At 59.8% G+C, this 25,842-nt stretch carries 25 protein-coding genes; 13 read left to right on the top strand and 12 right to left on the bottom strand.

Translation table 11 applies throughout. The features are described from left to right. Positions 1-112: 112 nt before the first annotated feature. The gene (gene gbcB / locus ACIP1X_RS19945) at positions 113-1,213 is read right to left on the bottom strand and encodes a glycine-betaine demethylase subunit GbcB (protein ID WP_053124547.1); all 1,101 of its coding nucleotides are present in this window, start codon (positions 1,211-1,213) and stop codon (positions 113-115) included. Positions 1,214-1,507: 294 nt separating this feature from the next. Here gbcB and gbcA point away from each other — a divergent pair, with 294 nt between their 5' ends. Then, on the top strand, positions 1,508-2,803 hold the full coding sequence (gene gbcA, locus ACIP1X_RS19940) for a glycine-betaine demethylase subunit GbcA (protein ID WP_400754521.1): 1,296 nt from the start codon (positions 1,508-1,510) through the stop codon (positions 2,801-2,803). A 757-nt stretch (positions 2,804-3,560) separates the two neighbouring features. Here the strand turns inward: gbcA and ACIP1X_RS19935 are convergent. The 7 genes from ACIP1X_RS19935 to ACIP1X_RS19905 all read right to left on the bottom strand — a co-directional run bounded on the left by ACIP1X_RS19935 (position 3,561) and on the right by ACIP1X_RS19905 (position 12,141). Continuing rightward, positions 3,561-4,127: a GNAT family N-acetyltransferase gene (locus ACIP1X_RS19935; RefSeq protein ID WP_282358466.1), complete on the bottom strand. Its 567-nt coding sequence runs from the start codon at positions 4,125-4,127 to the stop codon at positions 3,561-3,563. 238 nt (positions 4,128-4,365) lie between these two features. Further along, the gene (locus ACIP1X_RS19930; RefSeq protein ID WP_400651359.1) at positions 4,366-5,136 is read right to left on the bottom strand and encodes an electron transfer flavoprotein subunit beta; all 771 of its coding nucleotides are present in this window, start codon (positions 5,134-5,136) and stop codon (positions 4,366-4,368) included. Between the two features lie 9 nt (positions 5,137-5,145). Continuing rightward, positions 5,146-6,366, bottom strand: a complete 1,221-nt coding sequence (locus tag ACIP1X_RS19925; RefSeq protein ID WP_400754519.1) for an electron transfer flavoprotein subunit alpha/FixB family protein — start codon at positions 6,364-6,366, stop codon at positions 5,146-5,148. Further along, the gene (gene dgcB / locus ACIP1X_RS19920; RefSeq protein WP_400754516.1) at positions 6,366-8,315 is read right to left on the bottom strand and encodes a dimethylglycine demethylation protein DgcB; all 1,950 of its coding nucleotides are present in this window, start codon (positions 8,313-8,315) and stop codon (positions 6,366-6,368) included. The genes ACIP1X_RS19925 and dgcB overlap by 1 nt, the downstream gene beginning before the upstream one ends. A 163-nt stretch (positions 8,316-8,478) precedes the next feature. Next, a complete protein-coding gene (gene dgcA, locus ACIP1X_RS19915) occupies positions 8,479-10,539 on the bottom strand; it encodes a dimethylglycine demethylation protein DgcA (RefSeq protein ID WP_008083163.1) in 2,061 nt (686 codons plus the stop codon). 15 nt (positions 10,540-10,554) lie between these two features. Beyond that, entirely contained in the window at positions 10,555-11,085 is a 531-nt protein-coding gene (locus ACIP1X_RS19910; protein ID WP_008083165.1) for a DUF5943 domain-containing protein, read from the bottom strand. Positions 11,086-11,163: 78 nt separating this feature from the next. Next, positions 11,164-12,141, bottom strand: a complete 978-nt coding sequence (locus ACIP1X_RS19905) for a dipeptidase (RefSeq protein ID WP_008083166.1) — start codon at positions 12,139-12,141, stop codon at positions 11,164-11,166. Between the two features lie 234 nt (positions 12,142-12,375). Between ACIP1X_RS19905 and ACIP1X_RS19900 the strand changes: the two genes are divergently transcribed. The 4 genes from ACIP1X_RS19900 to ACIP1X_RS19885 all read left to right on the top strand — a co-directional run bounded on the left by ACIP1X_RS19900 (position 12,376) and on the right by ACIP1X_RS19885 (position 13,997). Beyond that, the gene (locus ACIP1X_RS19900; protein WP_008083168.1) at positions 12,376-12,777 is read left to right on the top strand and encodes a lysozyme inhibitor LprI family protein; all 402 of its coding nucleotides are present in this window, start codon (positions 12,376-12,378) and stop codon (positions 12,775-12,777) included. A gap of 212 nt (positions 12,778-12,989) precedes the next feature. Beyond that, positions 12,990-13,244: a type II toxin-antitoxin system RelE/ParE family toxin gene (locus ACIP1X_RS19895; protein ID WP_008083170.1), complete on the top strand. Its 255-nt coding sequence runs from the start codon at positions 12,990-12,992 to the stop codon at positions 13,242-13,244. Continuing rightward, the gene (locus tag ACIP1X_RS19890) at positions 13,228-13,551 is read left to right on the top strand and encodes a helix-turn-helix domain-containing protein (protein WP_008083171.1); all 324 of its coding nucleotides are present in this window, start codon (positions 13,228-13,230) and stop codon (positions 13,549-13,551) included. The genes ACIP1X_RS19895 and ACIP1X_RS19890 overlap by 17 nt, the downstream gene beginning before the upstream one ends. A 29-nt stretch (positions 13,552-13,580) precedes the next feature. After that, positions 13,581-13,997, top strand: coding sequence for a DUF3010 family protein (locus ACIP1X_RS19885; RefSeq protein WP_400754512.1), 417 nt, complete (start codon positions 13,581-13,583; stop codon positions 13,995-13,997). 115 nt (positions 13,998-14,112) lie between these two features. On the opposite strand, the gene ACIP1X_RS19880 is transcribed toward ACIP1X_RS19885, so the two are convergent. Next, entirely contained in the window at positions 14,113-15,057 is a 945-nt protein-coding gene (locus ACIP1X_RS19880) for a GlxA family transcriptional regulator (RefSeq protein ID WP_400754509.1), read from the bottom strand. Between the two features lie 206 nt (positions 15,058-15,263). Between ACIP1X_RS19880 and ACIP1X_RS19875 the strand changes: the two genes are divergently transcribed. The 6 genes from ACIP1X_RS19875 to ACIP1X_RS19850 all read left to right on the top strand — a co-directional run bounded on the left by ACIP1X_RS19875 (position 15,264) and on the right by ACIP1X_RS19850 (position 20,718). Further along, complete coding sequence (locus tag ACIP1X_RS19875) at positions 15,264-16,208, top strand: choline ABC transporter substrate-binding protein (RefSeq protein WP_008083181.1); 945 nt, start codon at positions 15,264-15,266, stop codon at positions 16,206-16,208. Positions 16,209-16,283: 75 nt separating this feature from the next. After that, positions 16,284-17,171, top strand: a complete 888-nt coding sequence (locus ACIP1X_RS19870; RefSeq protein ID WP_400754506.1) for a 3-keto-5-aminohexanoate cleavage protein — start codon at positions 16,284-16,286, stop codon at positions 17,169-17,171. A gap of 173 nt (positions 17,172-17,344) precedes the next feature. Next, complete coding sequence (locus ACIP1X_RS19865) at positions 17,345-18,310, top strand: L-carnitine dehydrogenase (protein ID WP_400754503.1); 966 nt, start codon at positions 17,345-17,347, stop codon at positions 18,308-18,310. Between the two features lie 133 nt (positions 18,311-18,443). Continuing rightward, entirely contained in the window at positions 18,444-18,920 is a 477-nt protein-coding gene (locus ACIP1X_RS19860; protein WP_400754501.1) for a thioesterase family protein, read from the top strand. Between the two features lie 24 nt (positions 18,921-18,944). Beyond that, the gene (locus ACIP1X_RS19855) at positions 18,945-20,108 is read left to right on the top strand and encodes a gamma-butyrobetaine dioxygenase (RefSeq protein WP_400754498.1); all 1,164 of its coding nucleotides are present in this window, start codon (positions 18,945-18,947) and stop codon (positions 20,106-20,108) included. A 346-nt stretch (positions 20,109-20,454) separates the two neighbouring features. Then, complete coding sequence (locus ACIP1X_RS19850) at positions 20,455-20,718, top strand: hypothetical protein (protein WP_400754496.1); 264 nt, start codon at positions 20,455-20,457, stop codon at positions 20,716-20,718. A 163-nt stretch (positions 20,719-20,881) separates the two neighbouring features. Here ACIP1X_RS19850 and ACIP1X_RS19845 read toward each other — a convergent pair whose 3' ends face one another. The 3 genes from ACIP1X_RS19845 to ACIP1X_RS19835 form a co-directional block, all read right to left on the bottom strand. Beyond that, complete coding sequence (locus tag ACIP1X_RS19845) at positions 20,882-21,985, bottom strand: GlxA family transcriptional regulator (RefSeq protein WP_007949927.1); 1,104 nt, start codon at positions 21,983-21,985, stop codon at positions 20,882-20,884. 514 nt (positions 21,986-22,499) lie between these two features. Continuing rightward, positions 22,500-23,876, bottom strand: a complete 1,377-nt coding sequence (locus ACIP1X_RS19840) for an L-serine ammonia-lyase (RefSeq protein WP_400754493.1) — start codon at positions 23,874-23,876, stop codon at positions 22,500-22,502. A 64-nt stretch (positions 23,877-23,940) separates the two neighbouring features. Then, positions 23,941-24,120 carry a hypothetical protein gene (locus ACIP1X_RS19835; protein WP_053124581.1) on the bottom strand — a complete coding sequence of 60 codons (180 nt, stop codon included), beginning with the start codon at positions 24,118-24,120 and terminating at the stop codon, positions 23,941-23,943. A 191-nt stretch (positions 24,121-24,311) separates the two neighbouring features. Between ACIP1X_RS19835 and ACIP1X_RS19830 the strand changes: the two genes are divergently transcribed. Beyond that, entirely contained in the window at positions 24,312-25,259 is a 948-nt protein-coding gene (locus ACIP1X_RS19830) for a choline ABC transporter substrate-binding protein (RefSeq protein ID WP_212545044.1), read from the top strand. 66 nt (positions 25,260-25,325) lie between these two features. Continuing rightward, positions 25,326-25,842 (top strand): ABC transporter permease subunit (locus tag ACIP1X_RS19825; protein WP_400754491.1); only part of this gene is annotated, 517 nt, incomplete at its 3' end.

Below are 25,842 nucleotides of genomic sequence, written 5' to 3'. Positions count from 1 at the left end.
CCCCTGTGGGAGCGGGCTTGCTCGCGAAGGCGTCGAATCAGCCAACATCACCGTTGAATGACACAGCGCTTTCGCGAGCAAGCCCGCTCCCACATTGGAATGGCGTCGCCCATTAGAATTCGATACGCACATCACCTTTAGGCACACTGCAGCACGACAGGATGAACCCTTCGGCCTCATCGTCCTCGGTAATCCCGCCGTTGTGCTCCATCTCCACCTCGCCGCCCAGCTTCAGCACTTTGCACGTCCCGCAAATCCCCATCCCGCAGGCTTTCGGAATCATCAACCCAAGTTTGGCCGCCGCCGCATGCACGGTCTCGCCCGGTGCCACTCGGATGCTCTTGCCGGACGAGGTGAACTCGACCTGATGCAGATCGGCGATATCGATTTCCGGTGCATCGGCTGCCTGCTCGGCTTGCTCCACCGCATCGGCACGCGCTTCCGGTGGCGTAGCACCGAACGATTCCTCGTGATAACGCGACATGTCGTAACCAGCCACTTCCAGCAACCGCTTGACCGCATTCATGTACGGCGTCGGCCCGCAGCAGAACACTTCGCGCTCAAGGAAGTCCGGCACCATCAGTTCCAGCATCTTGTGGTTCAGGTAACCGCGATAACCGGCCCACGGCTCACCCAGGCCGTGCTTTTCACAAATCAGGTGCAGGCTGAAGTTGTCGATCCGCGACGCCATGTGCTCCAGCTCGCGGTGGTAAATGATGTCTTTCGGCGAGCGCGCGCTGTGGATAAAGGTCATGTCGACGTTGGCGTTGGTGTCGTAGAACCAGCGCGCCATCGACATGCACGGCGTGATACCGACGCCGCCGCTCAGATAGAGGACTTTCGGGCTCGGGAAGTCGATGGCGTTGAACAGCCCGACCGGCCCGTGCACCGCCAACTCTTGCCCTTCATGCAGCGTGTCGTGCAACCAGTTCGAGACCTTGCCGCCCGGCACCCGTTTGATCGTCACCGAAAAGCTGTATGGCACCGACGGCGAACTGGAAATGGTGTACGAACGCATGATCGGCTGGCCTTCGATTTCCAGCTCCAGGGTCACGAATTGCCCGGGCTTGAAGAAGAACAGGATCGGCTGGTCGGCCATGAAACAGAAGGTGCGCACGTCCCAGGTTTCCTGGATGACTTTGACGCAACGGACGATGTGTCGGCCATTGGCCCAGGTCTGGGTGGTGACCGGATTCAGGAAGCTGTTGGACATGCTGTTCTCCACGGCCGACTGTCGGCCTCATGTCGGCGATTCTGCGTATAGCGCGAACCGCCCGTTTACCTATCCGCGACATCGGCATACTTATCGCGACCAGCCCCCAACCACCGGGGGTTGCGCGTCGGGAACAGATTGCATCATGTCGCCCATGGATAAGGTTGCGCCCCGCGCCGGGCCCACACTCGCCCCAACACCAAGACAGATTCTTTACACCTTGCGTAGCCACTTTGCAGCACCCCTGATTAGCCACATTCGCCGGCCACGTAGAGGGCCATGAGGATCACATCGATGGACGTCACCGCAAAAATCAGCCTGGGCGATCCGCTGGAACCCGCACGCAAGGCCACCGCGCAAATGCTCCAGGAGCGCGAGCGCACGTTTTCGCTGCCACAACCTTTCTACAGCGATGAACGACTCTTCGATATCGACATGCAGGAGATCTTCCAGAAAGAGTGGTTGATTGCCGGCATGACCTGCGAAATTCCGGCCAAGGGCAACTACCTGACGCTGCAGATCGGCAAGAACCCGATCATCGTCATCCGAGGTGCCGAAGGCGTCGTGCACGCGTTCCACAACGTCTGCCGCCACCGTGGCTCGCGCCTGTGCACCAGCGAGAAGGGCAAGGTCGCCAAACTGGTCTGCCACTATCACCAGTGGACGTACGAACTGGACGGTCGCCTGTTGTTCGCCGGCACCGAAATGGGCGCCGACTTCGACATGAAGCAGTACGGCCTCAAACCAGTCAACGTGAAGACCGCCGGCGGCTATATCTTTATCAGCCTGGCGGAGAACCCGCCGGCCATTGTTGACTTCCTGTCGACGCTGAACCATTACATGGAACCGTACGACATGGAGAACACCAAGGTGGCGATCACCACCACCTTGATGGAAAAGGCCAACTGGAAACTGGTGCTGGAAAACAACCGCGAGTGCTACCACTGCAACGCGTCGCACCCGGAACTGCTGAAAACCCTGCTGGAATGGGACGACGTCACCGACCCGCGCGCCGATCAGGCGTTCAAGGATCACGTCGCCGCCTCCGCCGCTGCCTGGGAAGCCGAGAAGATCCCTTACGCCCACGCCAGTTTCGGCCTGCGCAACCGCATCGTGCGCATGCCGCTGCTCAAAGGCACCGTGTCGATGACCCTCGACGGCAAACAGGGCTGCGCGAAACTGATGGGCCGGATCAAGAATCCGGATCTCGGCTCGATGCGCATCCTGCACCTGCCGCACTCGTGGAACCACTGCATGGGCGACCACATCATCGTTTTCACCGTGTGGCCGATCAGCGCGCAGGAAACCATGGTCACCACCAAGTGGATCGTGCACAAGGATGCGGTTGAGGGTGTTGATTACGATGTTGATCGCATGCGTCAGGTGTGGGATGCGACCAATGATCAGGATCGGCGTCTGGCTGAGGAGAACCAGCGCGGGATCAACTCGACGGCGTATCAGCCTGGGCCTTATTCGAAGACCTATGAGTTTGGTGTGGTCAACTTCGTGGATTGGTACAGCGAGCGCTTGCTGAACAACCTTGGGGCTGAGCCTGCGCCTTACCTCAAAGGTGTCCCGGTTCAGGGCTGAGCAAGATCAAAAGATCGCAGCCTTCGGCAGCTCCTACAGGTGGAATGCGTTCCACCTGTGGGAGCGGGCTTGCTCGCGAAGGCGTCCTCACAAATACCACACCCCTAAAGCCAGATTGCACAATTTCTGATCAACCACCCCCCACCCCATACCCACCAAGCCCCCCCAGCCTTCCGCAAACAAGTTATCCACACACCCACCCACAGCAAATGGGGACAACTGTGGATGACTCGAAAAATATCCCACTGATTTGCAAAGAAAAACCGTGACTTATCCAGAAGTACGGTTTTGAAAACACATTGATCGCTTTTTGATCAACAGCCTGCAAGCCACGCCATTCGTGGCTTTCAGCGGAAGGCAAACACCTTATCCACAGAAGCACCAACAGAGATCGGGGGTAACTTTATGTCTGCTGTGGAAAAGCCCTTAAGACTGCGAAATACCAGGCCCTACGGACAATTCATCGAGTCAAAAGCGCGAATTGATCAGTTATTGACCAACTCTCTGAAAGCCGCGTTGTATATAGCTCTCAGGGGTTAGCGAACATCTTATCCACAGAAGCGCCAACAGAGATCGGGGGTAACTTACGCAGTTATCCCGCAGAAAAATCCCGTAAAAACCGTAACTTAAGCTGGTTGTTTTTTGATCTGCGGCCCGCAAGCCACGGCAGACATGACTTGCAGCGAGGGGTGAACACGTTATCCACAGACTGACCAACAGGGATTGTGTGTAAACCCTCGTCAGTGGATAACCGGATTCATGCTCGGTGCATCAAGTAGGCCTCGCCCGTCACCCGGATCATCGGATGCGGAACCACTTGGCAGGTTTTGACGATGCCGAAGCCATGCCGCTCATAGAAGCGGCGGGCGCCGGTGTTGGCGGCGTAGTCGATCAGGCTCAGACCTTTGAGCGCGAGCTGATCGGCGCGGGCCTGGGCATGCTGGAGGAAGCGCACGCCCAACCCTTGATTGCGCCAACCTTCGTGCAGCGCGAGGCTGGAGATGTACAGCGTGTCCGCCACTTCCATGTCGGCGTATGGCGCCAGCACGGGATCGGTGGGCGGGGTCGGGTCTGGATCTTCGCGCGTGACGTAACTGTGCATCATGCCAACCACGCGGCCATCGGCCTCAGCGATCAGGCAGTTCTGCCAGGAAAAATCCACATCATCGCGGGCATAGCGCCGCTCACCGACATCGAGCAATGCCTCACCCGGCTCCGCCAATTGGCTCCAGATGTAGTCCGAAGCACCCTCCGAAGAGATCTGAAACAAACGCGCAATGTCGCGCGCATCCGTGCGCCGGGCAGGTCGAAACTCAACGGTCATTCACTTGACTCCTCGGGGGTTTGAGCGGGTGTTTTAACCTGTGGTTGAAGCTGATCGCAAAGGAATGCCGGGGATTTTTCATGTCAACAAATGACTTGTAGGAGCTGAGCTTGCTCGCGAAAGCGGTGTGTCAGTCGACACATCCGCCGACTGACACACCGTCTTCGCGAGCAAGCTCAGCTCCTACAGAGGATCAGCGGTGTCAGCGGTGTCAGCGGTGTCAGCGGTGTCAGCGGTGTCAGCGGACGACGCCTTCTTCGATAAGGAGTTTGAGGATGGCTTCGGCACCGGCCTGTGGAGTAACGCCTTTGAGCACTTGCCCACCGCCGCCACTGGCTTTCGCCGTAGCGGCTTTCATCCGGTCAGCACCGCTTTTGGCTTTGATCACTTTCAGGCGTTTTGGCCGTGGTTTGGCCGGTTGCAGGGTCGCGACGGACAGAAGTTCATCATCGATAACTTCAACGTCGTCAGCCTCCAGTACCCCTCGCCGCGCCGGGCCGTAAGCACTCTGCCGAGGTTTCGGCGCAGCGTTATCCACAGTCGCCAGAAACGGCAGTTTCACCTTCAAGCGACGTCGTTGCCCACGCGGCAAAGCCTGCAGTACCAACGCCGATCCATCATTGATCGACTCAACCTGCGCCAACCCAACCACCAGCGGCCAGCCCAAACCTTCGGCGAGCAGAAACGGCAACATCCCCGAGCCTTCACCGGTTTCGGCCTGGCTGCCAGTCAGCACCACTTGCGCCCCTGCATCGCGCAGATACGCGGTCAGCGCCGGCAACGCGTCAGCACCTGTCGGTTGCTCAAGCACATGCATTTGCTCCAGGCCCATGCCCAGATAGGCGCGCAACGCCGGTTCGGCAACATCGCCGGCATGCAGCACTTGCAGGTTATCCCCAGCGAGTTGCAGGCCCAACTCCACAGCGCGGGCATCTTGCTCGGCGCGACGTGGCCGGCCGGAGGTCGGGTGAGCGCCGATTGAAACCAGACTGATAACGTTCGTGTTCATAGCGTTTCCTTAAGCCGCATCGCGCTTGGCGTCGTTGCGGTAAGCCGCCACCGCCGCGATCAAGGCTTGAAGAATCTCTGCGCTTTCGCCGATCACCGAGAGGTCGGCGCGTTTGATCATGTCGCAACCGGGATCGAGGTTGATCGCCACGACCTTGTCGCAGGCGCCAATGCCCTGCAAATGCTGGATCGCCCCGGAGATACCCACAGCGACATACACCCGCGCGGTGACCCAAGTACCGGACGCGCCGACCTGGCGATCACGCGCCATAAAGCCATCGTCCACCGCCACCCGCGATGCGCCTTCGGTGGCGCCGAGTGCGGCAGCCGTTTCGTGGAACAGCGCCCAGTCCTTGACGCCGTTACCGCCGGAGAAAATGAACTCCGCTTCGGCCATCGGAATCGCTGCCGGGTCGACCGCCACCGCGCCAAGATCTTCGATCCGCGACAGGCTACGGGCGACGCTTGTGGATAACTCCACTGGCAACGCTTCATGACGGGTTTCGCTGACCGGCTCGGCACATTCCGCCGACGCCAGAATCAACCGCGCGAGCGGACGTGCAAGATCCTGCAAGCCAGCACCGGCGCGGCCGATGCACTCTTCATCCTTGACCTGCCAGACCCGCGTCGCCGGGCGTTCACCCAGTGCAGCGGCGAAGCGTCGACCGAGTTCGCCGCCACCGCTGCGACTGTCCGGTAGCAGCCAGTGACGCGGATTGAACTGGTTATCCACAGCACGCAAACCTTGCACGCGCTGCTCCGGTGCATAACCGCTGAAGGCTTCACCTTCGAGCACCAACAAACGATCCACGCCAGCAGTAGCGAACGCGTTTTCCTTATGTTCACCAAAGACCACCGCCAACACCGCGCCATTCTCGCCGGCGAGTTGATGGGCGAGGCCAAGCAAATCGCGGTCATGGCTACTCAAGCGGCCACCGACCATGTCCGGCACCACGCTGATGTAAAACGCCGGGGCCGGCACTTGATGCAGCGGCAATTGCACTTCGACAGCAGCGGAACGTTTTACCGCCCCGCCCTGCTGCGCGCCGCTGCGATCGATCCGTTTGATGCCGTTGGGGCCGATAAAACCCATGCCGTGCAGATTCTTGCGGATGACGCCATTCGGCCCCATCCAGCTGTGCTGCGCCGGTTGCATCGCCGCGTGCAGCGGGTGCAGACGGTTACGTGCAATCCATTCGGCGCGCGGGTCGCGGCGGATAATGTCGCTCATCAGTGGGCCTCCGCTGGTTCACGTTTGGCCGGGGTCGCAGGCTTGCTCGGCGCGGCGTCTTCGAGCAGCGCGTCGGCCACCAGTTCGGCAATGTCCTTGATCAGCGGACGCGGTTCGACTACGCCTTCGAGCATCGCCGTGCATTGTGGACAACCCACGGCCACCAGTTCGGCGCCGGTCTCGCGGATGTCCTCCATGCGCATGTCGGGAATCCGTTGCTTGCCCGGAATATCAGTGATCGGCGCCCCGCCACCGCCGCCGCAGCAGCGCGAACGGAAGCCGGAACGTTGCATTTCTTTGACTTCGATACCCAGCGCGCGCAGCACTTCACGCGGCGCTTCGTACTCGCCGTTATAGCGACCGAGGTAGCACGGATCGTGATAGGTCACGCTGTTGCCTTTGTGCTGACCGAGGTTCAGCGCACCGGCCTGAATGATTTCCGCCATGTAAGTGCTGTGATGCTGCACCAGGTAGTTACCGTCGAACGCGCCGTACTCGTTTTTCAGCACGTGAAAGCTGTGCGGATCGCAGGTGACGATGCGCTTGAAGCTATATTTGGCCAAGGTCTGGATGTTGCGTTTGGCGAGCGACTGGAAGGTCGCTTCATCGCCGAGACGCCGAGCGACGTCGCCGCTGTCACGCTCTTCAAGGCCGAGTACGGCGAAGTCGATTTTCGCCGCTTTCAGCACTTTGACGAACGCGCGCAGAGTGCGTTGGTTACGCATGTCAAACGCACCGTCGCCAACCCAGAACAGCACGTCGGTGGATTTCTTTTCGCTGAGCAGATTGAGGTTCAAGTCCGCCGCCCAGTTCATCCGCCCGCCCGGGGCGAAACCGCCAGGGTTGTCGGTGGCGATGAGGTTTTCGAGAACTTCGGCGCCCTTGTTCGGGGTCGCGCCTTTTTCCAGGGTCAGATGGCGGCGCATGTCGACGATGGCGTCGACGTGCTCGATCATCATCGGGCATTCCTCGACGCAGGCGCGGCAGGTGGTGCACGACCAGAGGGTTTCGGCGTCGACCAGACCGTTGACGATCGGTTGATGCGGATTGCCGCTGTGTTCGCCAATGGGTTTGCCGGGATACGGGCTGCCGGCGAATTTCGCATCGGTACCGCCAGCGAGGCCGACGACCATGTCTTGAATGAGTTTTTTCGGGTTCAGCGGCTGGCCGGCGGCGAAGGCCGGGCATGCGGCTTCGCACTTGCCGCACTGCACGCAGGCGTCGAAACCGAGCAACTGATTCCAGGTGAAATCTACGGGTTTCTCAACACCCAACGGCGCTGAAGGATCATTGAGATCCAAAGGCTTCAGGCCCGTGGAACGACCGCCGCCAAATCGTTCAGCGCGACGGTGCCAAGCCAGGTGCAAAGCACCGGCAAAGGCGTGTTTCATCGGCCCGCCCCAGGTCATGCCGAAGAACAGTTCCGACACGCCCCACAACACACCGATCCCCAGAATGACCGCGAGCACCCAACCGCCAAAGTTCTCCGGCAGAATTCCAGCCACCGGAAGAGTCAGCAAAAAGAACGACGCGGAGAATGCCAGCAAACTTTTCGGCAGGCGCATCCACGGGCCTTTCGACAGCCGTGCCGGCGGGTTGCGCCGACGCAGATAAACGAAGATCGCGCCGACGAACATCACCGCCGTCATCAGCAGCAAGGCGTAACCGAGAATGCGGTTATGCAGGCCGAAACCGTGCACCAGCAGCGCCAGCACAATCGACGCCACCGCACCGCCGGCCGTGGCCACGTGGGTGTTGGCGATGTATTTGTCCCGCGCGACGACATGGTGCAAATCGACCATGTAACGCTTGGGCATGGCGAACAGGCCGCCGATCAGATCGACCTTCGAGGCCCGGCCCCGACGCCACATGGCCACCCGCCGCAACGCGCCGAGGACACCAAGGCCGATAGCTGCGAACAACAGGATTGGAAGAAGGGTGTTCAACATGGTGAAGCTCCCACCAGTACAACCTGGAGAAACACGGCGTTCAATGATCGTTCCCACGCTCTGCGTGGGGATGCATCCCGGGACGCTCCGCGTCCCAAGCGGACGCAGAGCGTCCATTGCGGCATTCCCACGCAGAGCGTGGGAACGATCGGTTCACTAGCCCTTAGAAATCCTTGCAGAGCCGCAGTGCGTCATAGATCGCGGCGTGGGTATTGCGCTGCGCCACGCAGTCGCCGATGCGGAACAGCAAGTAGCCGTCGCCCGTCTCGCTCAGCGAAGGTTGCGGCTGGATCGCGAACAACGCTTCGACGTCGATCTGGCCCTTGTTGCGCGAACCCTCTTTGAGCGCGTAGTAGATTTCCTCATCCGGACGCACGCCGTTCTCCACCACCACCTGGTCGACCACCCGTTCCTCTTTGGCGCCGGTGTATTCGTTCTCCAGTACCGCGACCAGCTTGTCGCCTTCGCGGTAGACCTTTTCCAGCATCATGTCGCCGGTCATGATCACTTCTTTCGGGTACATGCTGCGGTAGTAGGTCGGGAACGACGTACCGCCGATGGCCACGCCCGGTTTGATGTCGTCGGTGACGATCTCGACCTGGCTGCCCTTGTCGGCGAGGAAGTCTGCGACCGACATCCCGGTGAACTCGCAAATGGTGTCGTAGACCAGCACGTTCTTGCCCGGCGCGACCTTGCCGTCGAGCACGTCCCAGCTGCTGACCACCAGCCCTTCGGCAGCGCCCCAGTGTTCGTTCTGTTCCAGATACGGATGCCCGCCGACCGCCAGCACCACCACGTCCGGACGCAAGTCCATGATGGTGTCGGCATCAGCCGCCGTGCCCAGGCGCAGATCGACTTTCAGCCGCGCCAGTTCCAGCTGGAACCAGCGGGTGATGCCGGCGATCTGGTCGCGCTGCGGTGCTTTCGATGCGGTGGTGATTTGCCCACCGATGAATTCTTTCTTCTCGAACAGGGTCACGTCGTGGCCACGCTCGGCGGCAACGCGTGCGGCTTCCATGCCGGCAGGGCCGGCACCGACGATGACCACTTTGCGTTTCGGCCCGGTGGATTTCTCGATGATGTGCGGCACGCCCATGTATTCACGGGAGGTCGCGGCGTTCTGGATGCACAGCACGTCCAGACCTTGGTACTGGCGGTCGATGCAATAGTTGGCGCCGACGCACTGTTTGATCTGGTCGATCTGGCCCATCTTGATCTTGGCAATCAGGTGCGGGTCAGCGATGTGCGCACGGGTCATGCCGACCATGTCGACGTAACCGCCTTCAAGAATCCGCGTAGCCTGGTTCGGGTCCTTGATGTTCTGTGCGTGCAGCACCGGCACCTTGACCACTTCCTTGATCCCGGCGGCCAGATGCAGGAACGGCTCCGGTGGATAACTCATGTTCGGAATCACGTTGGCCAGGGTGTTGTGGGTGTCACAACCCGAGCCGACGACGCCGATGAAGTCGAGCATGCCGGTGTCGTCGTAATACTTGGCGATCTGCTTCATGTCCTCGTGGGACAAGCCGTCCGGGTGAAACTCGTCACCGCACAGACGCATGCCGACGCAGAAGTCATCACCGACCTCAGCGCGCACGGCTTTCAGCACTTCCAGACCAAACTTCATCCGGCCTTCGAAGGTGCCGCCCCATTCGTCGGTGCGCTTGTTGACGCGCGGGCTCCAGAACTGGTCGATCATGTGCTGGTGCACCGCCGACAGTTCAACGCCGTCAAGACCACCGGCCTTGGCCCGGCGCGCGGCCTGGGCGTAGTTGCCGATGACCCGCCAGATTTCTTCCGGCTCGATGGTTTTGCAAGTGGCGCGGTGCACCGGTTCACGGATCCCCGACGGCGACATCAGGGTCGGCCAGTTGAAGCCGTCCCAGCGCGAGCGCCGGCCCATGTGGGTAATCTGAATCATGATCTTGGCGCCATGCTTGTGCATGGCGTCGGCCAGATTCTGGAAGTGCGGAATGATTCGGTCGGTCGACAGGTTGACCGAGCTCCACCATTCCTGCGGGCTGTCGATGGCGACCACGGAGGAGCCGCCACAGATCGCCAGGCCGATGCCGCCCTTGGCTTTCTCTTCGTAATACTTCACATAGCGGTCGGTGGTCATGCCACCGTCAGTCGCGTAGACCTCGGCGTGCGCGGTGCTGAGCACGCGGTTGCGGATGGTCAGTTTGCCGATCTGGATCGGCTGGAACATTGCTTCGAAAGCCATGGCGGGTTCCTCGACTTACAACGGCTTGACGGTGAACAGGCCGTCGTCGTGGCCTTCTTCGGAGCCACCGTAGACTTGCTCGGCAACGGTGCGAATCTTGCTGCCACGCGCTTCAAGGATCTGATCCATGGCCCCGGCAAACCAACCGGTGAACATGTAGTCGACCTTGCGCCCGACCTTGCCGTACACATAGACGAATGCCGAGTGTTCGAGCTTGACGCTGGCGGTGCCTTTGTCGAGGTCGATGTCCTGGATCTTGAACAGGCCCCAGCCGCGTTGCGACAGGCGTTTCATGTAGTGCTCGAACACCGCGACGCCTTCCAGGCCGTGGCATTCGGCTTCTTTTTCGCACCAGTGCCAAGCAGATTTGTAGCCGGCCTTGTAGAGGATTTCTGCGTAGGCCTCAGCGCCCAAAACCTCTTCGATGCCCATGTGGTTGTTGACGAAGAAGTGACGCGGCACGTAGAGCATCGGCAGGGCGTCGGAGGTCCAGACACCGGTCTCGCTGTCGACTTCGATTGGCAATTGCGGGGCGATCTTGGCCATGGAAACTTAACTCCAGAAAATTTTGTGTGTTGCCCCCGGCGCGGACGGCCGGGGGAAAGGATTCAGAAGTGCGGTGGCTTATTCGCCCCAGACATCCTTGAGGACGTTGACCCAGTTTTCGCCCATGATCTTGCGCACCACGCGCTCGGGATGGCCGCGCTTGAGCAGGGTTTCGGTCAGGTTGGGGAACTCGCCGACGGTGCGGATGCCCAGCGGGTTGATGATCTTGCCGAAGCTGGTCAGACGACGGGCGTAGCCCTTGTCGTGGGTCAGGTATTCGAAGAAGTCCTGGCCGTGGCCCTGGGTGAAGTCGGTGCCGATGCCGATGGCGTCTTCGCCGACGATGTTCATCACGTATTCGATCGCTTCGGCGTAGTCGTCGATGGTCGAATCGATGCCCTTGGCGAGGAACGGCGCGAACATGGTCACGCCGACAAAACCGCCGTGGTCGGCAATGAACTTCAGTTCTTCATCGGACTTGTTGCGCGGGTGCTCTTTGAGACCCGACGGCAGGCAGTGGGAATAGCACACCGGTTTTTTCGATTCGAGGATGACCTCTTCAGAAGTCTTGGAACCGACGTGAGACAGGTCGCACATGACGCCGACGCGGTTCATCTCGGCGACGATCTCGCGACCGAAACCCGAGAGGCCACCGTCACGCTCGTAGCAACCGGTGCCGACCAGATTCTGGGTGTTGTAGCACATCTGCACGATGCCGACGCCGAGCTGCTTGAACACCTCGACATAGCCGATCTGGTCTTCAAAGGCGTGGGCATTCTGGAAGCCGAAGAGGATGCCGGTTTTGCCCTGCTCCTTGGCTTTGCGGATGTCGGCGGTGGTGCGCACCGGCATCACCAGGTCGCTGTTGTCGCGGATCAGCTTCTGGCTGGCAGCGATGTTGTTCACGGTCGCCTGAAAGCCTTCCCACACCGACACCGTGCAGTTGGCCGCCGTCAGACCGCCCTTGCGCATGTCTTCAAACAGCTCGCGGTTCCATTTGGCGATGATCAGACCGTCGATAACGATGCTGTCGGCGTGTAATTCGGCTGGGCTCATCAGGCGTCCCCTTATTGGCGATTCATGCGCCGAATCGTCTGCCGGCGCTTTGGGGCCAGCATATGCCTCGGTGCCGGGGCGACCGGGTGCAAAAACGACAGGGGAATTGCCGAAAGCGTCAATCCGCGACAAAGGGTCGCCAGACGCTCCGATCAGCTACCTGTTCAAGCCCGCAAGCTTGAGCCAGAATCTCCGGCATCTTGGAAACACCACTGGATTAGAGCGGCGACAACAATGAAATCGATCTTCCTGGCTTTGGCACTGATTGCGACCGGCGTACACGCCGCCGAAGAATCCGACAACAACCCCTGCGACGCCGTCGAAAACGACGTCCAGACCCTGGAATGCTCGACCTACAGCCGCACGACCGCCGAAGACCTGCTCAAGGACAACTACGCCAGCCTGACCGAACGCATGCAGACCGCGTACGGCAAAAACGCCACGCAACTGGCGGATATCACCGCCAAACTCAAAACCGCACAGCAGCAGTGGCTGAAGACGCGGGACGCGGATTGCGCGGTTGAGGCATTCCCGGCTACGGCGGGGAGCAAGGCGTTCACGATCGCGCAGAATGACTGCGTGGCGCGGATGAGTGATGAGCGGTCGGAGTTTTTGGAGTCGATTGGGCAGGAATAGTCTTAAGTACTCCGATGAAAGCGGGACTCGCTCTCTGCTTTCATCGCGTCAATCTCCTCTTCTTACAATAGATACTGTGCCTGCCTACACGTATTGCGTGAATGCCTTTATCTGAGGGGTTCTCACGCAATACGCTGACATCTGTTTCCAGTTGGCCAACCGAAAAATATAAGTAAAGATTCGCCAATCTTATAAAAGACTTATATTCTTCCATGAACAGCATCCACTGGACTCGAAAGGCCGTTAAGCAACTACTGAAATTGCACTGCGTTCATCAAGGACAGGTTCGTGATGCCATCACGGCGCTCGCTGACATGCCTGATGTCGGCAACGTCAAATCATTGGTTGGACATGAATACGCTTACCGACTGCGAGTCGGCAATTATCGGGTCATGTTCGACTGGGACGGCGCAATCAAAGTGGTCAGTATTCAAGAGGTCAAAAAACGCGATGAACGCACCTACTGACATCCAAATAATCAACGACGCCGAGGGCAAACCGGCCTTCGTGGTCATTCCCTATGCGCAATACGTTGCACAGAAAGTAAAACCTGATCTGATCCCCCATGAGGTGGTTAGCCGCATGGTCGACGGGGCGACACCGATTCGGGCCTGGCGCGAATATCTAAACCTGACGCAAGAAGAAGTCGCCAACCGCATGGGCATTTCGCAACCGGCGTTTGCTCAACAGGAAGCGGTGTCCAAGCCTCGTAAAGCGACACGCGAGAAAATTGCAGCGGCGTTCGGCATCACCGCCAATCAGCTTGAGCTGTAAGCTGCGCCCTTCACTTCAAGGAATTCCCCATGAACATCTGCGGCATTGAAATCAAAGGCAGCGAAGCGATCATCGCCGTGGCCGCTCTCGACGGTTCGGCCTTGAGCCACGTTCCCCTTGCCACCAAGAAGATCGCCCTCGAAGAGGATGACGAAGCGGCCAACGTGAAGTTGTTCGCGGCGCAGGTGGCGTCGTTTGTGCGCGAGAATTCGGTTGACCGGATTGCGATCAAGAAGCGCAGCAAGAAGGGTGAGTTTGCCGGTGGGCCGACGACATTCAAGATTGAAGGGATTTTGCAGTTGCTCGATGGCTGCGAGGTGACGTTGTTGTCGCCGCAGACGATCAATGCGCAGGCGAAGAAGCACAATTTTGAACTGCCGGGGACGTTGAACAAGTATCAGCATGAGGCTTATAAGGCGGCGTGTTCGGCGTTGGTGAAGAAGTAACCCGATCAAACTGTAGGAGTGAGCCTGCTCGCGATAGCGGTGTATCAGTCAACAAAGATGTTGTATGTGATGCCGCTATCGCGAGCAGGCTCACTCCTACAGGGTTCTGTGTGTTTCAGGCCTGGGCGGTACGCCGGTCTTCACGCGGGCAGCGGGCGAAGCGGGCGCGGTAGCTGCGAGTGAAGTACGACGGGGACTCGAAGCCGCAGGCGATGCTGACTTCGAGCACGCTCATGTCGGTCTGGCGCAGTAGCTGCCGGGCCTTTTCCAGGCGTAGGCGCAGATAGAAATTGCTCGGCGTATCGTTCAGATGCAGCCGAAACAACCGTTCCAGTTGCCGCCGCGTCACCTTGATCGATTCTGCCAATTGCAGCGTGGTCAGCGGCGGCTCGCTGTGCTGCTCCATCTCGCCGATCACCTGCACCAGTTTCTTGTTGTTGATCCCGTAACGCGTGGCGACTTCCATGCGCTGGTGGTCTTTGCGCGGACGGATGCGCCCCAGCACAAACTGCTCGCTGACCTGAATCGCCAGTTGCGGGCCATGGGCCTGAGCGATCAGATCGAGCATTAGATCGATAGAAGCCGTACCGCCGGCCGAGGTGATTCGCCGGCGGTCGATCTCGAACAGCTCCTGGGTCACGCTGAGCTGTGGATAAGATTCCTTGAATGCGTCGATGGCTTCCCAGTGCAGGGTCAGGCGATGGCCATCGAGCAGGCCCGCTTCAGCGAGGACAAAGCTGCCGGTATCGATGGCACCAAGGGTCACGCCTTCTTTATCCAGCCGCCGCAACCAGTGTTCAAGGATGGGCGTGGCGAACTTCAGCGGCTCAAATCCGGCCACCACCAACAGCGTCGCGCCTTTCTTCAACGGCTCCAGCGCCGCATCGGCGTTAACCGACATGCCGTTACTCGCCAGCACCGCCCCGCCATCCGCGCTCAACACATGCCAGCGGTACAACTCGCCACGAAAGCGGTTGGCCACGCGCAGCGGTTCGATCGCCGAAATAAAGCCGATGGCGGAGAACCCCGGCATCAGCAGAAAGTAGAAATCCTGGGACATGTGCGCACTCGATTCGCGGGTAACGAGAGGGAGGGTAGCGTGGCTCGTTGATACGCCGATTGTCGTCGGCGTTCAAGGGCACAGGTCGCTACAGTGCAAATGCCAGTCGCCGCAGTGCGCTTTCATGGGCGTATAGCTGCGTAACTTTGCATCACCGGCACGACAGATGCCGGAACTCACAATAACGACCTGCCGAGGAACCCGACATGAAACGACTGATCAGCAGCTGTGTTCTTGCACTCAGCGGTACCGCTTTCTTGAGCGCCAGCGTCATGGCGGCCGAACCCGCCTCGTGCCAGAACGTACGCATGGGCGTGGTCAACTGGACCGACGTGATCGCCACCAGTGCCATGACCCAGGTCCTGCTCGACGGCCTCGGCTACAACACCAAACAAACCAGCGCGTCCCAGCAAATCATCTTCGCCGGGATTCGCGATCAGCGCCTCGACCTGTTCCTCGGTTACTGGAACCCGCTGATGACGCAGACCATCACCCCGTTCGTCGATGCCAATCAGGTCAAAGTGCTTGAAGCACCAAGCCTGAAAGACGCTCGCGCGACCCTCGCGGTACCGACTTATCTGGCCGACAAAGGCCTGAAAACCTTCGCCGACATCGCCAAGTTCGAAAAAGAGCTGGGCGGCAAGATCTACGGCATCGAGCCTGGCTCGGGCGCCAACACGCAGATCAAGGCAATGATCGCCAAGAACCAGTTTGGCCTCGGCAAGTTCCAGTTGGTCGAGTCCAGTGAGGCCGGTATGCTCGCCGCCGTCGATCGCGCCGTGCGCCGCAAAGAAGCCGTGGTGTTCTTCGGCTGGGCGCCGCACCCGATGAACGTCAACGTCAAGATGACCTATCTCACCGGCAGTGAAGACGCCCTCGGCCCGAACGAAGGCATGGCCACGGTGTGGACCGTCACCGCACCGAAATACGCCGAGCAGTGCCCGAACGTTGGCCGTCTGCTGACCAACCTGACGTTCACTGCCGAGGACGAGAGCCGGATGATGCAGCCGTTGCTCGACCACAAGGACGCTTTCGAATCGGCCAAGCAATGGCTCAAGGATCACCCCGAAGACAAGCAGCGCTGGCTCGAAGGTGTGACTACTTTCGATGGCAAACCGGCCGCTGAAAATCTCCAGCTGACCAGCAAATAACCCACCCCGAATCAACGCTCCGCAGCCCCGAAAAGGGCTGCGGACAGACCCATCACGCCTGAAGGAAACCGCACCATGAACCACGACGTCATCATCACCTGCGCACTCACCGGTGCTGGCGACACGACCGCCAAGAGCCCACACGTGCCAGTCACCCCGAAACAAATCGCTGCGGCGGCCGTTGAAGCGGCCAAGGCCGGCGCCACGGTTGTGCACTGCCACGTGCGTGATCCGCAAACCGGCAAGTTCAGCCGCGACGTCGCGCTGTACCGCGAAGTGATGGAGCGCATCCGCGAGGCCGACGTCGACATCATCGTCAACCTCACCGCCGGCATGGGCGGCGACCTGGAAATCGGCGCGGGCGAGAACCCGATGGAGTTCGGCCCGAACACCGATCTGGTTGGCCCGTTGACCCGTCTGGCTCACGTTGAAGAATTGCTCCCGGAAATCTGCACCCTCGATTGCGGCACCCTGAATTTTGGCGATGGCGACACCATTTACGTGTCCACTCCGGCGCAACTGCGCGCCGGCGCCAAGCGCATTACCGAGCTGGGCGTGAAGGCCGAGCTGGAAATTTTCGACACCGGACATCTGTGGTTTGCCAAGCAGATGATCAAGGAAGGTTTGCTGGATAACCCGCTGTTCCAGCTGTGCCTGGGCATTCCATGGGGCGCACCAGCGGATACCACCACCATGAAAGCCATGGTCGATAACTTGCCCGCCGATGCAGTGTGGGCCGGGTTCGGCATTGGCCGGATGCAGATGCCGATGGCGGCGCAAGCGGTGCTGCTTGGCGGCAACGTGCGGGTCGGGCTGGAAGACAACCTGTGGCTGGACAAAGGCGTGCTGGCGACCAATGGCCAATTAGTGGAGCGCGCCAGCGAAATCCTCAGCCGCCTCGGTGCTCGCGTGCTCACCCCTGCCGAAGGCCGCAAGAAAATGGGCCTGCCCCAGCGCGGCTGACCCCTACACCTATTCCCGTTTGGAACCGGATTTGTGGCGAGGGGATTTATCCCCGTTCGGCTGCGCAGCAGTCGCAAAATCTTGGGACCGCTGCGCGACCCAACGGGGATAAATCCCCTCGCCACAAGGGCCGGTTTCACACGGGATCACCGAACACATTCAGGAATGTCGCCATGAGCTTTATCACCGAAATCAAAACCTTCGCCGCGCTGGGCAGCGGTGTCATCGGCAGTGGCTGGGTAGCCCGTGCCCTCGCCCATGGCCTCGACGTGGTCGCTTGGGACCCGGCGCCCGGCGCTGAAGCGGCGCTGCGCAAACGCGTCGCCAATGCCTGGGGCGCGCTGGAGAAAAACGGTCTGGCGCCGGGTGCTTCGCAGGATCGTCTGCGCTTTGTCACGACCATCGAAGAATGCGTGCGCGATGCCGATTTCATTCAGGAAAGCGCCCCGGAACGTCTGGAGCTGAAACTCGATCTGCACAGCAAAATCAGCGCAGCAGCCAAGCCGAATGCGTTGATTGGTTCGAGCACTTCGGGGCTGTTGCCGAGCGAGTTCTACGAGAGCTCGACGCATCCGGAACGTTGCGTGGTCGGCCACCCGTTCAACCCGGTCTATCTGTTGCCACTGGTGGAAGTGGTTGGTGGCAAAAACACTGCGCCGGAAGCCGTGCAAGCGGCGATGAAAGTCTACGAATCCCTCGGCATGCGCCCGCTGCATGTGCGCAAGGAAGTGCCAGGATTCATCGCCGATCGCTTGCTCGAAGCGCTGTGGCGTGAGGCATTGCACCTGGTTAACGACGGTGTCGCGACCACGGGCGAGATCGACGATGCGATCCGTTTTGGCGCTGGATTGCGCTGGTCGTTTATGGGCACGTTCCTGACCTACACCTTGGCCGGCGGCGATGCGGGCATGCGCCACTTCATGTCGCAATTCGGCCCGGCGTTGCAGTTGCCGTGGACGTATCTGCCGGCGCCGGAACTGACTGACAAGTTGATTGATGATGTGGTCGATGGCACCAGCGATCAGCTCGGTCGGCACAGCATTTCGGCGCTGGAGCGCTATCGTGATGATTGCTTGCTGGCGGTGCTGGAGGCGGTGAAAACCACCAAGGAAAAGCACGGGATGAGTTTTAGCGAATAGGCCGTTTAATGATCGTTCCCACGCTCTGCGTGGGAATGCAGTCCGGGTCGCTCCGCGTCCCAAAAGCGTGACGCAGAGCGTCACAAGAGGCGTTCCCACGCAGAGCGTGGGAACGATCGCGTCAGGAGAAAACATGCCCGCCCTCACCACCTACCAAACCAAAATCATCCCCGACTGGGTCGACTACAACGGCCATCTGCGCGATGCCTTCTACCTGCTGATTTTCAGCTACGCCACCGATGCCCTGATGGATCGCCTCGGCATGGACAGCAACAACCGCGAAGCCAGCGGCCACTCGCTGTTCACCCTCGAGCTGCACCTCAACTATCTGCACGAAGTGAAGCTCGATACCGAGGTTGAAGTGCGCACACAAATCATCGGCCACGACAGCAAACGCCTGCATCTCTATCACAGCCTGCACAAGGTCGGTGACGATCAGGAACTGGCCGGCAACGAGCAAATGCTCCTCCACGTCGACCTCGCCGGGCCACGTTCGGCACCGTTCAGCGCCGACACCTTGAGCCGTCTGCAAAGTATCGTCGCCGAGCAGAAAGACCTGCCCGCTCCCGCTTACATCGGCCGCGTCATCGCGCTGCCACCCGCCCGGTAATTCCATCGATCGCAAGGAGCCGCCATGAACACCGCTGCCGCTGTTGCCGACTTCCGTACTTATCCGTTGATCAGCGCGCTAAGCGGCGTGCAGAGCCTGGCGGATCGCGTGGCCATTGAGTGGGCTGACGGTCGCATCAGCCCGTTTCACCACATTTGGCTGCGGGACAATTGCCCGTGTGAACGTTGCGTCTACAACGTCACCCGTGAGCAGGTTTTCGAGATTGTCGACGCCGCTGAAGATCTGAAACCCGCAGCCGCACACATCGATACCGACGGCTGCCTGCGCATCGACTGGCAGGACGGCCATCTCAGCCGTTTCGATCCGGGCTGGTTGCGCGCACACGCCTACGACGACGATTCCCGTGCCGAACGATTGGCCGGCAAACCGAAAGCCTATCTGTGGCGCAGCGATTTGCAGTTGCCGGTGTTCGAGTACGCGGCGCTGATGAATGACAACGCCGCCCTGCTGCAATGGATGATCGCCATTCGCGACATCGGCCTGACCCAAGTACGCGGCGTGCCCACCGAACCCGGTTCGCTGAAACTCATCGCCCAGCGGATTTCATTCATCCGCGAGAGCAACTTCGGCGTGCTGTTCAACGTGCAATCGAAGGCCGATGCCGACAGCAATGCCTACACCACTTTCAACCTGCCGTTGCACACCGACCTACCCACTCGCGAGCTGCAACCGGGGCTGCAATTTCTGCATTGCCTGGTGAATGACGCCGAGGGCGGCGAGAGTATTTTTGTCGACGGTTTCGCGATTGCCGATGCGTTGCGCAGCGAAGATCCGGCGGCGTTTCAGGCGTTGTGTGAAATCCCCGTGGAGTTTCGCAACAAGGATCGGCATAGCGACTATCGCTGCCTGGCGCCGATCATTGCTTTGGATGCTCTGGGCAGGGTCGCCGAGATTCGCATGGCGAACTTTTTGCGCGGGGCGTTTGAGACGTCGGTGGAACAGATGCCGCTGTTGTATCGGGCGTATCGGCGGTTTATTGCGATGACCCGCGAGCCGCGGTTTCGGCTGATGCAGCGGCTCAATCCCGGCGAGCTGTGGTGCTTTGATAACCGCCGCACGTTGCATGCGCGCAATGCGTTTGACCCGGGCACGGGGGCGCGGCATTTTCAGGGCTGCTATATCGACCGGGATGAGTTGTTGTCGCGGATCCTCGTGTTGCAAAGATAGACCGTTAAAAGATCGCAGCCTTCGGCAGCTCCTACAGAGAAACGCATTCCAATGTAGGAGCTGCCGAAGGCTGCGATCTTTCGCTTTGCAGCAGGCCAAAAAAAGCCCCGATACCAGCCGTGACAGGATCGGGGCGCAAGCTATTGTTGAGGAGCTGCCTTGCGAGGGTGACCAAACCTTCGTGAAGCGAGCTTGCGCCAGTGTGCCCACTCCCCTTGTTGACGAGTTAGCCGAAAACGACCTGTTCATAGTCGTCGCGGCCACGCTGACAAAACGCCCTTGCCGTGCCCGCCCCAGCCTTACAGAATCAAGCCAAGACCTCCGTTGCCACAGAAGGATTTGCGTGATGATGTACGCCGATTTGATTGACCAGGAAGATCTGTTGGGCCAGCTCAAGGCGTTGGGTATTCAAGTACCCAGTGGCACGACCGCCGAGCAGGCTTGCGAGTGCGCGGTGCGCGGTCTGGATAATGTTCGCGCGTTTGAACTGCGCAAGATGGTCAAGGACATGTACACCAGCGGCGCCAGTATCCAGCCGGCAGTGCGGCAGGCGATCGACAAACAGTTGTTGCCGGCACTCGCCAATTTCCAGCAAAGCCACAGCGCCTGACAGCAGATCAAAAGATCGCCGCCTTCGGCAGCTCTTACATTGGAACGCATGATCGTTCCCACGCTCTGCGTGGGAATGCCTCAACGGACGCTCCGCGTTCGGTTTTTTGGGACGCAGAGCGTCCCGGGCTGCGTTCCCACGCAGAGCGTGGGAACGATCCTTATCAGAGCCTTACGCTGGCAAACGTCGATTCATTGCGCGCCTGACTCAACGCCGACATCGGCCCCGACAGCGGCGACATCACAATCGCTTGCGGCAGCGGCAGCATCGCCACTTGTTGGGTGGTATTGGAACCTACGCGCTCGTCACGCGGCGGAATGCCGAAGTATTCGCGGTAGCACTTGGAGAAGTGTGGCGTCGAGACGAAACCACACACCGACGCCACTTCGATGATCGACATCGGCGTTTGCTTCAGCAGTTGCCGGGCGCGGATCAGGCGCAGCTTCAAGTAATAACGCGACGGCGAGCAATGCAGGTATTTCTGGAACAAGCGCTCCAGCTGTCGACGCGACACGGCCACATACACCGCCAGTTCATCCAGGTCGATTGGCTCTTCGAGGTTGGCTTCCATCAGCGCAACAATTTCCTGCAGTTTCGGCTGGTTGGTGCCGAGCATGTGCTTGAGCGGCACGCGCTGGTGATCCTGTTCGTTGCGGATGCGTTCGTAGACAAACATTTCCGAGATCGCGGCGGACAGTTCACGGCCGTGATCGCGGCTGATCAGGTGCAGCATCATGTCCAGCGGCGCGGTGCCGCCGGAGCTGGTGAAACGGTTACGGTCGAGAGTGAACAGACGCGTGCTCATGGCCACGCGCGGGAAAGCTTCCTGCATCGCCGCGAGACATTCCCAGTGCACGCTGCAATCGAAACCGTCGAGCAACCCGGCGCAGGCCAGTGCCCAACTGCCGGTGCACACGGCGCCGAGACGCTTGGACTGACGCGCCTGACTTTGCAGCCACGAGACGTGCTCACGGGTGACGGTGCGTTGAATGCCGATGCCGCCACAGACGATCACAGTGTCCAGTGGCGGGGCTTTGTGCATGGAAGCGTCGGGAGTGATTTGCAGACCGTCACTGGCCCACACCTGGCCGCCATCGACGGTGAGGGTGCTCCAGCGATACAGCTCGCGACCGGACAATTGGTTGGCCATGCGCAGGGGTTCTACTGCGGAGGCCAGAGAAATCAGCGTGAAATTGTCCAGCAGCAGAAAGCCGATGGATTGAGGCGCACGGTTCTGGGGTTGGGCCCCGGAGTTGAACGACGTCATCGCGGTATCTCCTCACACAAAGCGGGTGATGGCCTCAGGCGGAGGCTCTTGTTATTGCCAGCGTTCTCGCGTGGGAGACGGGCTTTGTTATGACAGAGCAATTGCCATGCCTAAAATTGGATGGCCGTTCAATAACTCCTGAAAACGACGTCGCGACGCGTCTATACGAGCCGTCCGACGAAAGGTATTTCGAAGTGCCATCAGCGACGGGGAAAGCGCGGTTCAGGTGGCTGTGAGCAAATCGGTAGCACTTGTGGGAACTGGCCTGCGCGCGGTTTGCGGGGAGTGTCACCGCAAGCACGGGTGACAGACGGTAGGAGGGCTGGGCGCGTGTAACAGCTGGGAAAGACTCTTATCTGATTGCGACGCGCTAAAAGGTGGCGTGGTTTATTGACCGTGTTCACTTAGCGCGCAGTTTTGACTGGTCTAGCGCTATCGCGAGCAGGCTCACTCCTACATTTGGAATGCGTTCCCCTGTAGGAGTGAGCCTGCTCGCGATTGGGCCGATGCGGTCTCAGCACTCCACAGCGCTGACCGCCAGGCCACCGCGCGATGTCTCTTTATATTTGTCATGCATGTCGGCCCCGGTATCGCGCATGGTGCGAATCACCCGATCCAGCGAGATAAAGTGCTGACCATCACCACGCAACGCCATTTGCGCCGCATTGATCGCCTTCACCGCCGCAATCGCATTGCGCTCAATACACGGTACTTGCACCAGTCCGCCGACCGGATCGCAGGTCAGCCCAAGGTTGTGTTCCAGGCCAATCTCCGCCGCGTTGCACAACTGCTCCGGCGTAGCACCGAGAATCTCCGCCAGCCCCGCCGCCGCCATTGCGCACGCCGAACCCACTTCGCCCTGACAGCCGACTTCGGCACCCGAGATCGAAGCATTCTTCTTGCACAGAATCCCCACCGCCGCCGCACTCAGGAAGTAGTCGACCACGTTGGCGTCCGTCACCGCTTCGCTGAACTTCATAAAGTAGTGCAGCACCGCCGGAATGATCCCCGCCGCGCCATTGGTCGGCGCCGTGACCATGCGCCCACCGGCCGCGTTCTCTTCATTAACAGCGAGAGCAAACAGGTTGACCCACTCCATCGCGCTCAACGTTGAGCCGATCACATTGGGCTTACCCAACTCCTGCAGACTGCGATGCAACTTCGCCGCACGCCGCCGCACATTCAAACCGCCGGGCAGGATGCCTTCGTGTTTCAGTCCCTGCTCGACGCAATCCTGCATCGCCCCCCATAGCTTCATCAGGCCGGCGCGAATCTCTTCTTCACTGCGCCAGACCTTTTCGTTAGCCATCATCAATTCAGCGACGCGCAGGTTGTTCTTCTTGCACAGATCCAGCAACTCAACCGCGCTGGAAAAGTCATAAGGCAATTCAGTGCGATCCAGATCGACGACACCGCTGGATGCCTGCGCTTCGTCCACGACAAAACCGCCGCCAACCGAATAGTAGGTATCGCGATGCAATTCACCGTGATCGCCTTCGGCAACAATGGTCATGGCATTGGGATGGAACGGCAGGTTTTCATCGATCAGGCGCATGTCCCGCGCCCAGACAAACGGCACCGATAAACGACCATCCAATAAAAGCGTGTGAGTTTCACGCAGTGCCTGAATGCGCGGGCCAATCTGCGCCGGGTCGATTGCGTCCGGCCACTCACCCATCAAACCCATGATCACCGCGTTATCGCTGCCGTGACCGATACCGGTGGCCGACAGCGAACCGAACAGTTGCACCTCGATCCGCCGCACCTGTTCCAGCTGATGCTTGCCCCGCAGCGACTCGACAAACAACGCCGCCGCGCGCATCGGCCCGACGGTGTGGGAACTGGACGGGCCGATGCCGATTTTGAACAGGTCGAAAACGCTGATAGCCATTGCTGCAGAGCTCCTGAGGATGCCGGTCCGGACGCAAAAGCGCCCGCTGGCGGAGCTGCTACGCTCAAGCTGCGATCCGCCAGAATGCCCGCATCATCAGGCTTTTGTCGGGACGCACGACGTCTGGCACCGACGCACTCATGTCCACCAGCGCCGCGCCGTTTTCGCCCCGGTTTTCGCCGTTTTTGTGCGGTTCAGATGGCTGATCGGGGCAGAAAAAAGCTGTAAACGACGTCACCGACACTAGATACGACCATCCCTGTACTGGATACGACCCCCCCTGTAGGCGTCAGATTTTCACTGGTACATGATCGTTATGACTCGATTGCAAGGCGCCGTGGTAGAGCTGTCTCCAGAACGCCATCCAACCGCAACCTATAAGTGCGGTGGTCCACAGTCGGAACACTGCCAAAAAAAACACCAAGGAGTCCATCCATGAAAGGTTCCCCGTCGTTGTTATTGGCCGCCATGCTGAGTCTGCCGTTACTGGCGCAAGCTGCAGAACCGGCGCAGTGCAGTACCGTGAATTTCTCCGATGTCGGCTGGACTGACATCACCGCGACCACCGCGACCACCTCCGTTGTTCTCAACGCCCTCGGCTACAAAACCAAGACCACCATGATCTCCGTGCCCGTGACCTACAAGTCGCTGGCGGACGGCAAGAACATGGACGTGTTCCTCGGTAACTGGATGCCGACCATGGAGAACGACATCAAGGCCTACCGCGACGCCGGTACCGTGGAAACCGTGCGCACCAACCTCAAGGGCGCCAAGTACACCCTCGCCGTGCCGCAAGCCCTGTATGACAAAGGTCTGCACGACTTCGCCGACATCGCCAAATTCAAGAAAGAACTCGACGGCAAGATCTACGGGATCGAGCCTGGCAACGACGGTAATCGCCTGATCCAGAGCATGATCGAGAAGGACGCCTTCGGCCTGAAAACCGCCGGTTTCAAAGTCGTTGAATCGTCGGAAGCGGGCATGCTCTCGCAGGTTGATCGCGCGCAAAAACGCGACACCGCCGTGGTCTTCCTCGGCTGGGCGCCGCACCCGATGAACAAGCGCTTCAAGATTCAATACCTGACCGGTGGCGATGATTTCTTCGGCCCCGATTTCGGTGCGGCAACCGTGGCGACCAACACCCGCAAGGGTTACGCCGAGGAATGCAGCAACGTCGGTCAGTTGCTGAAAAACCTGGAGTTCAACGTCGACATGGAAAGCGAACTGATGGGCAACATCCTCGACGACAAGATGAAGCCTGACGCGGCCGCCAAGGCCTGGCTGAAAAAGAATCCACAGGTGCTCGATACCTGGCTCGCTGGCGTGACCACCATTGACGGTAAACCTGGCCTGGAGGCCGTGAAAGCCAAGCTGAATCAGTAATCGCTTATGCCGGGGGAGCTTGCTCCCTCGGGCTGTTTATTTCCTCGCATGCGGACGTTCACTACCATGCTGATTGATCAGAAAATACCTTTAGGCCAGTACATCGCGGGCTTCGTTGAATGGTTGACGCAACACGGCGCCAACACCTTCGACGCAATCGCCGTGACACTGGAAACGATGATCCACGGCGTGACGTTTGCGCTCACCTGGTTCAACCCTTTTGTCTTGATCGGCCTCATCGCCCTGCTCGCGCACTTCATCCAGCGCAAATGGGGATTGACCGTTTTCGTCATCGCTTCCTTTCTGCTGATCCTCAATCTGGGGTACTGGCAGGAAACCATGGAAACCCTCGCCCAGGTGCTGTTCGCGACCCTGGTCTGCGTGGTCATCGGCGTGCCGTTGGGCATCGTCGCCGCGCACAAACCGATGTTCTACACGTTAATGCGTCCGGTACTCGATCTGATGCAGACCGTACCGACCTTCGTTTACCTCATTCCTACCCTGACCCTCTTCGGGCTGGGTGTGGTGCCGGGCCTGATCTCCACGGTGGTGTTCGCCATCGCTGCGCCGATCCGCCTGACCT

Origin of the sequence: Pseudomonas sp. NPDC088885 (assembly GCF_044750025.1) — a bacterium.
Taxonomy (GTDB): domain Bacteria; phylum Pseudomonadota; class Gammaproteobacteria; order Pseudomonadales; family Pseudomonadaceae; genus Aquipseudomonas; species Aquipseudomonas rustica.
The sequence above is the reverse complement of the archived record's forward strand: the minus strand, read 5'-3'. Positions and strand labels throughout refer to the sequence as shown.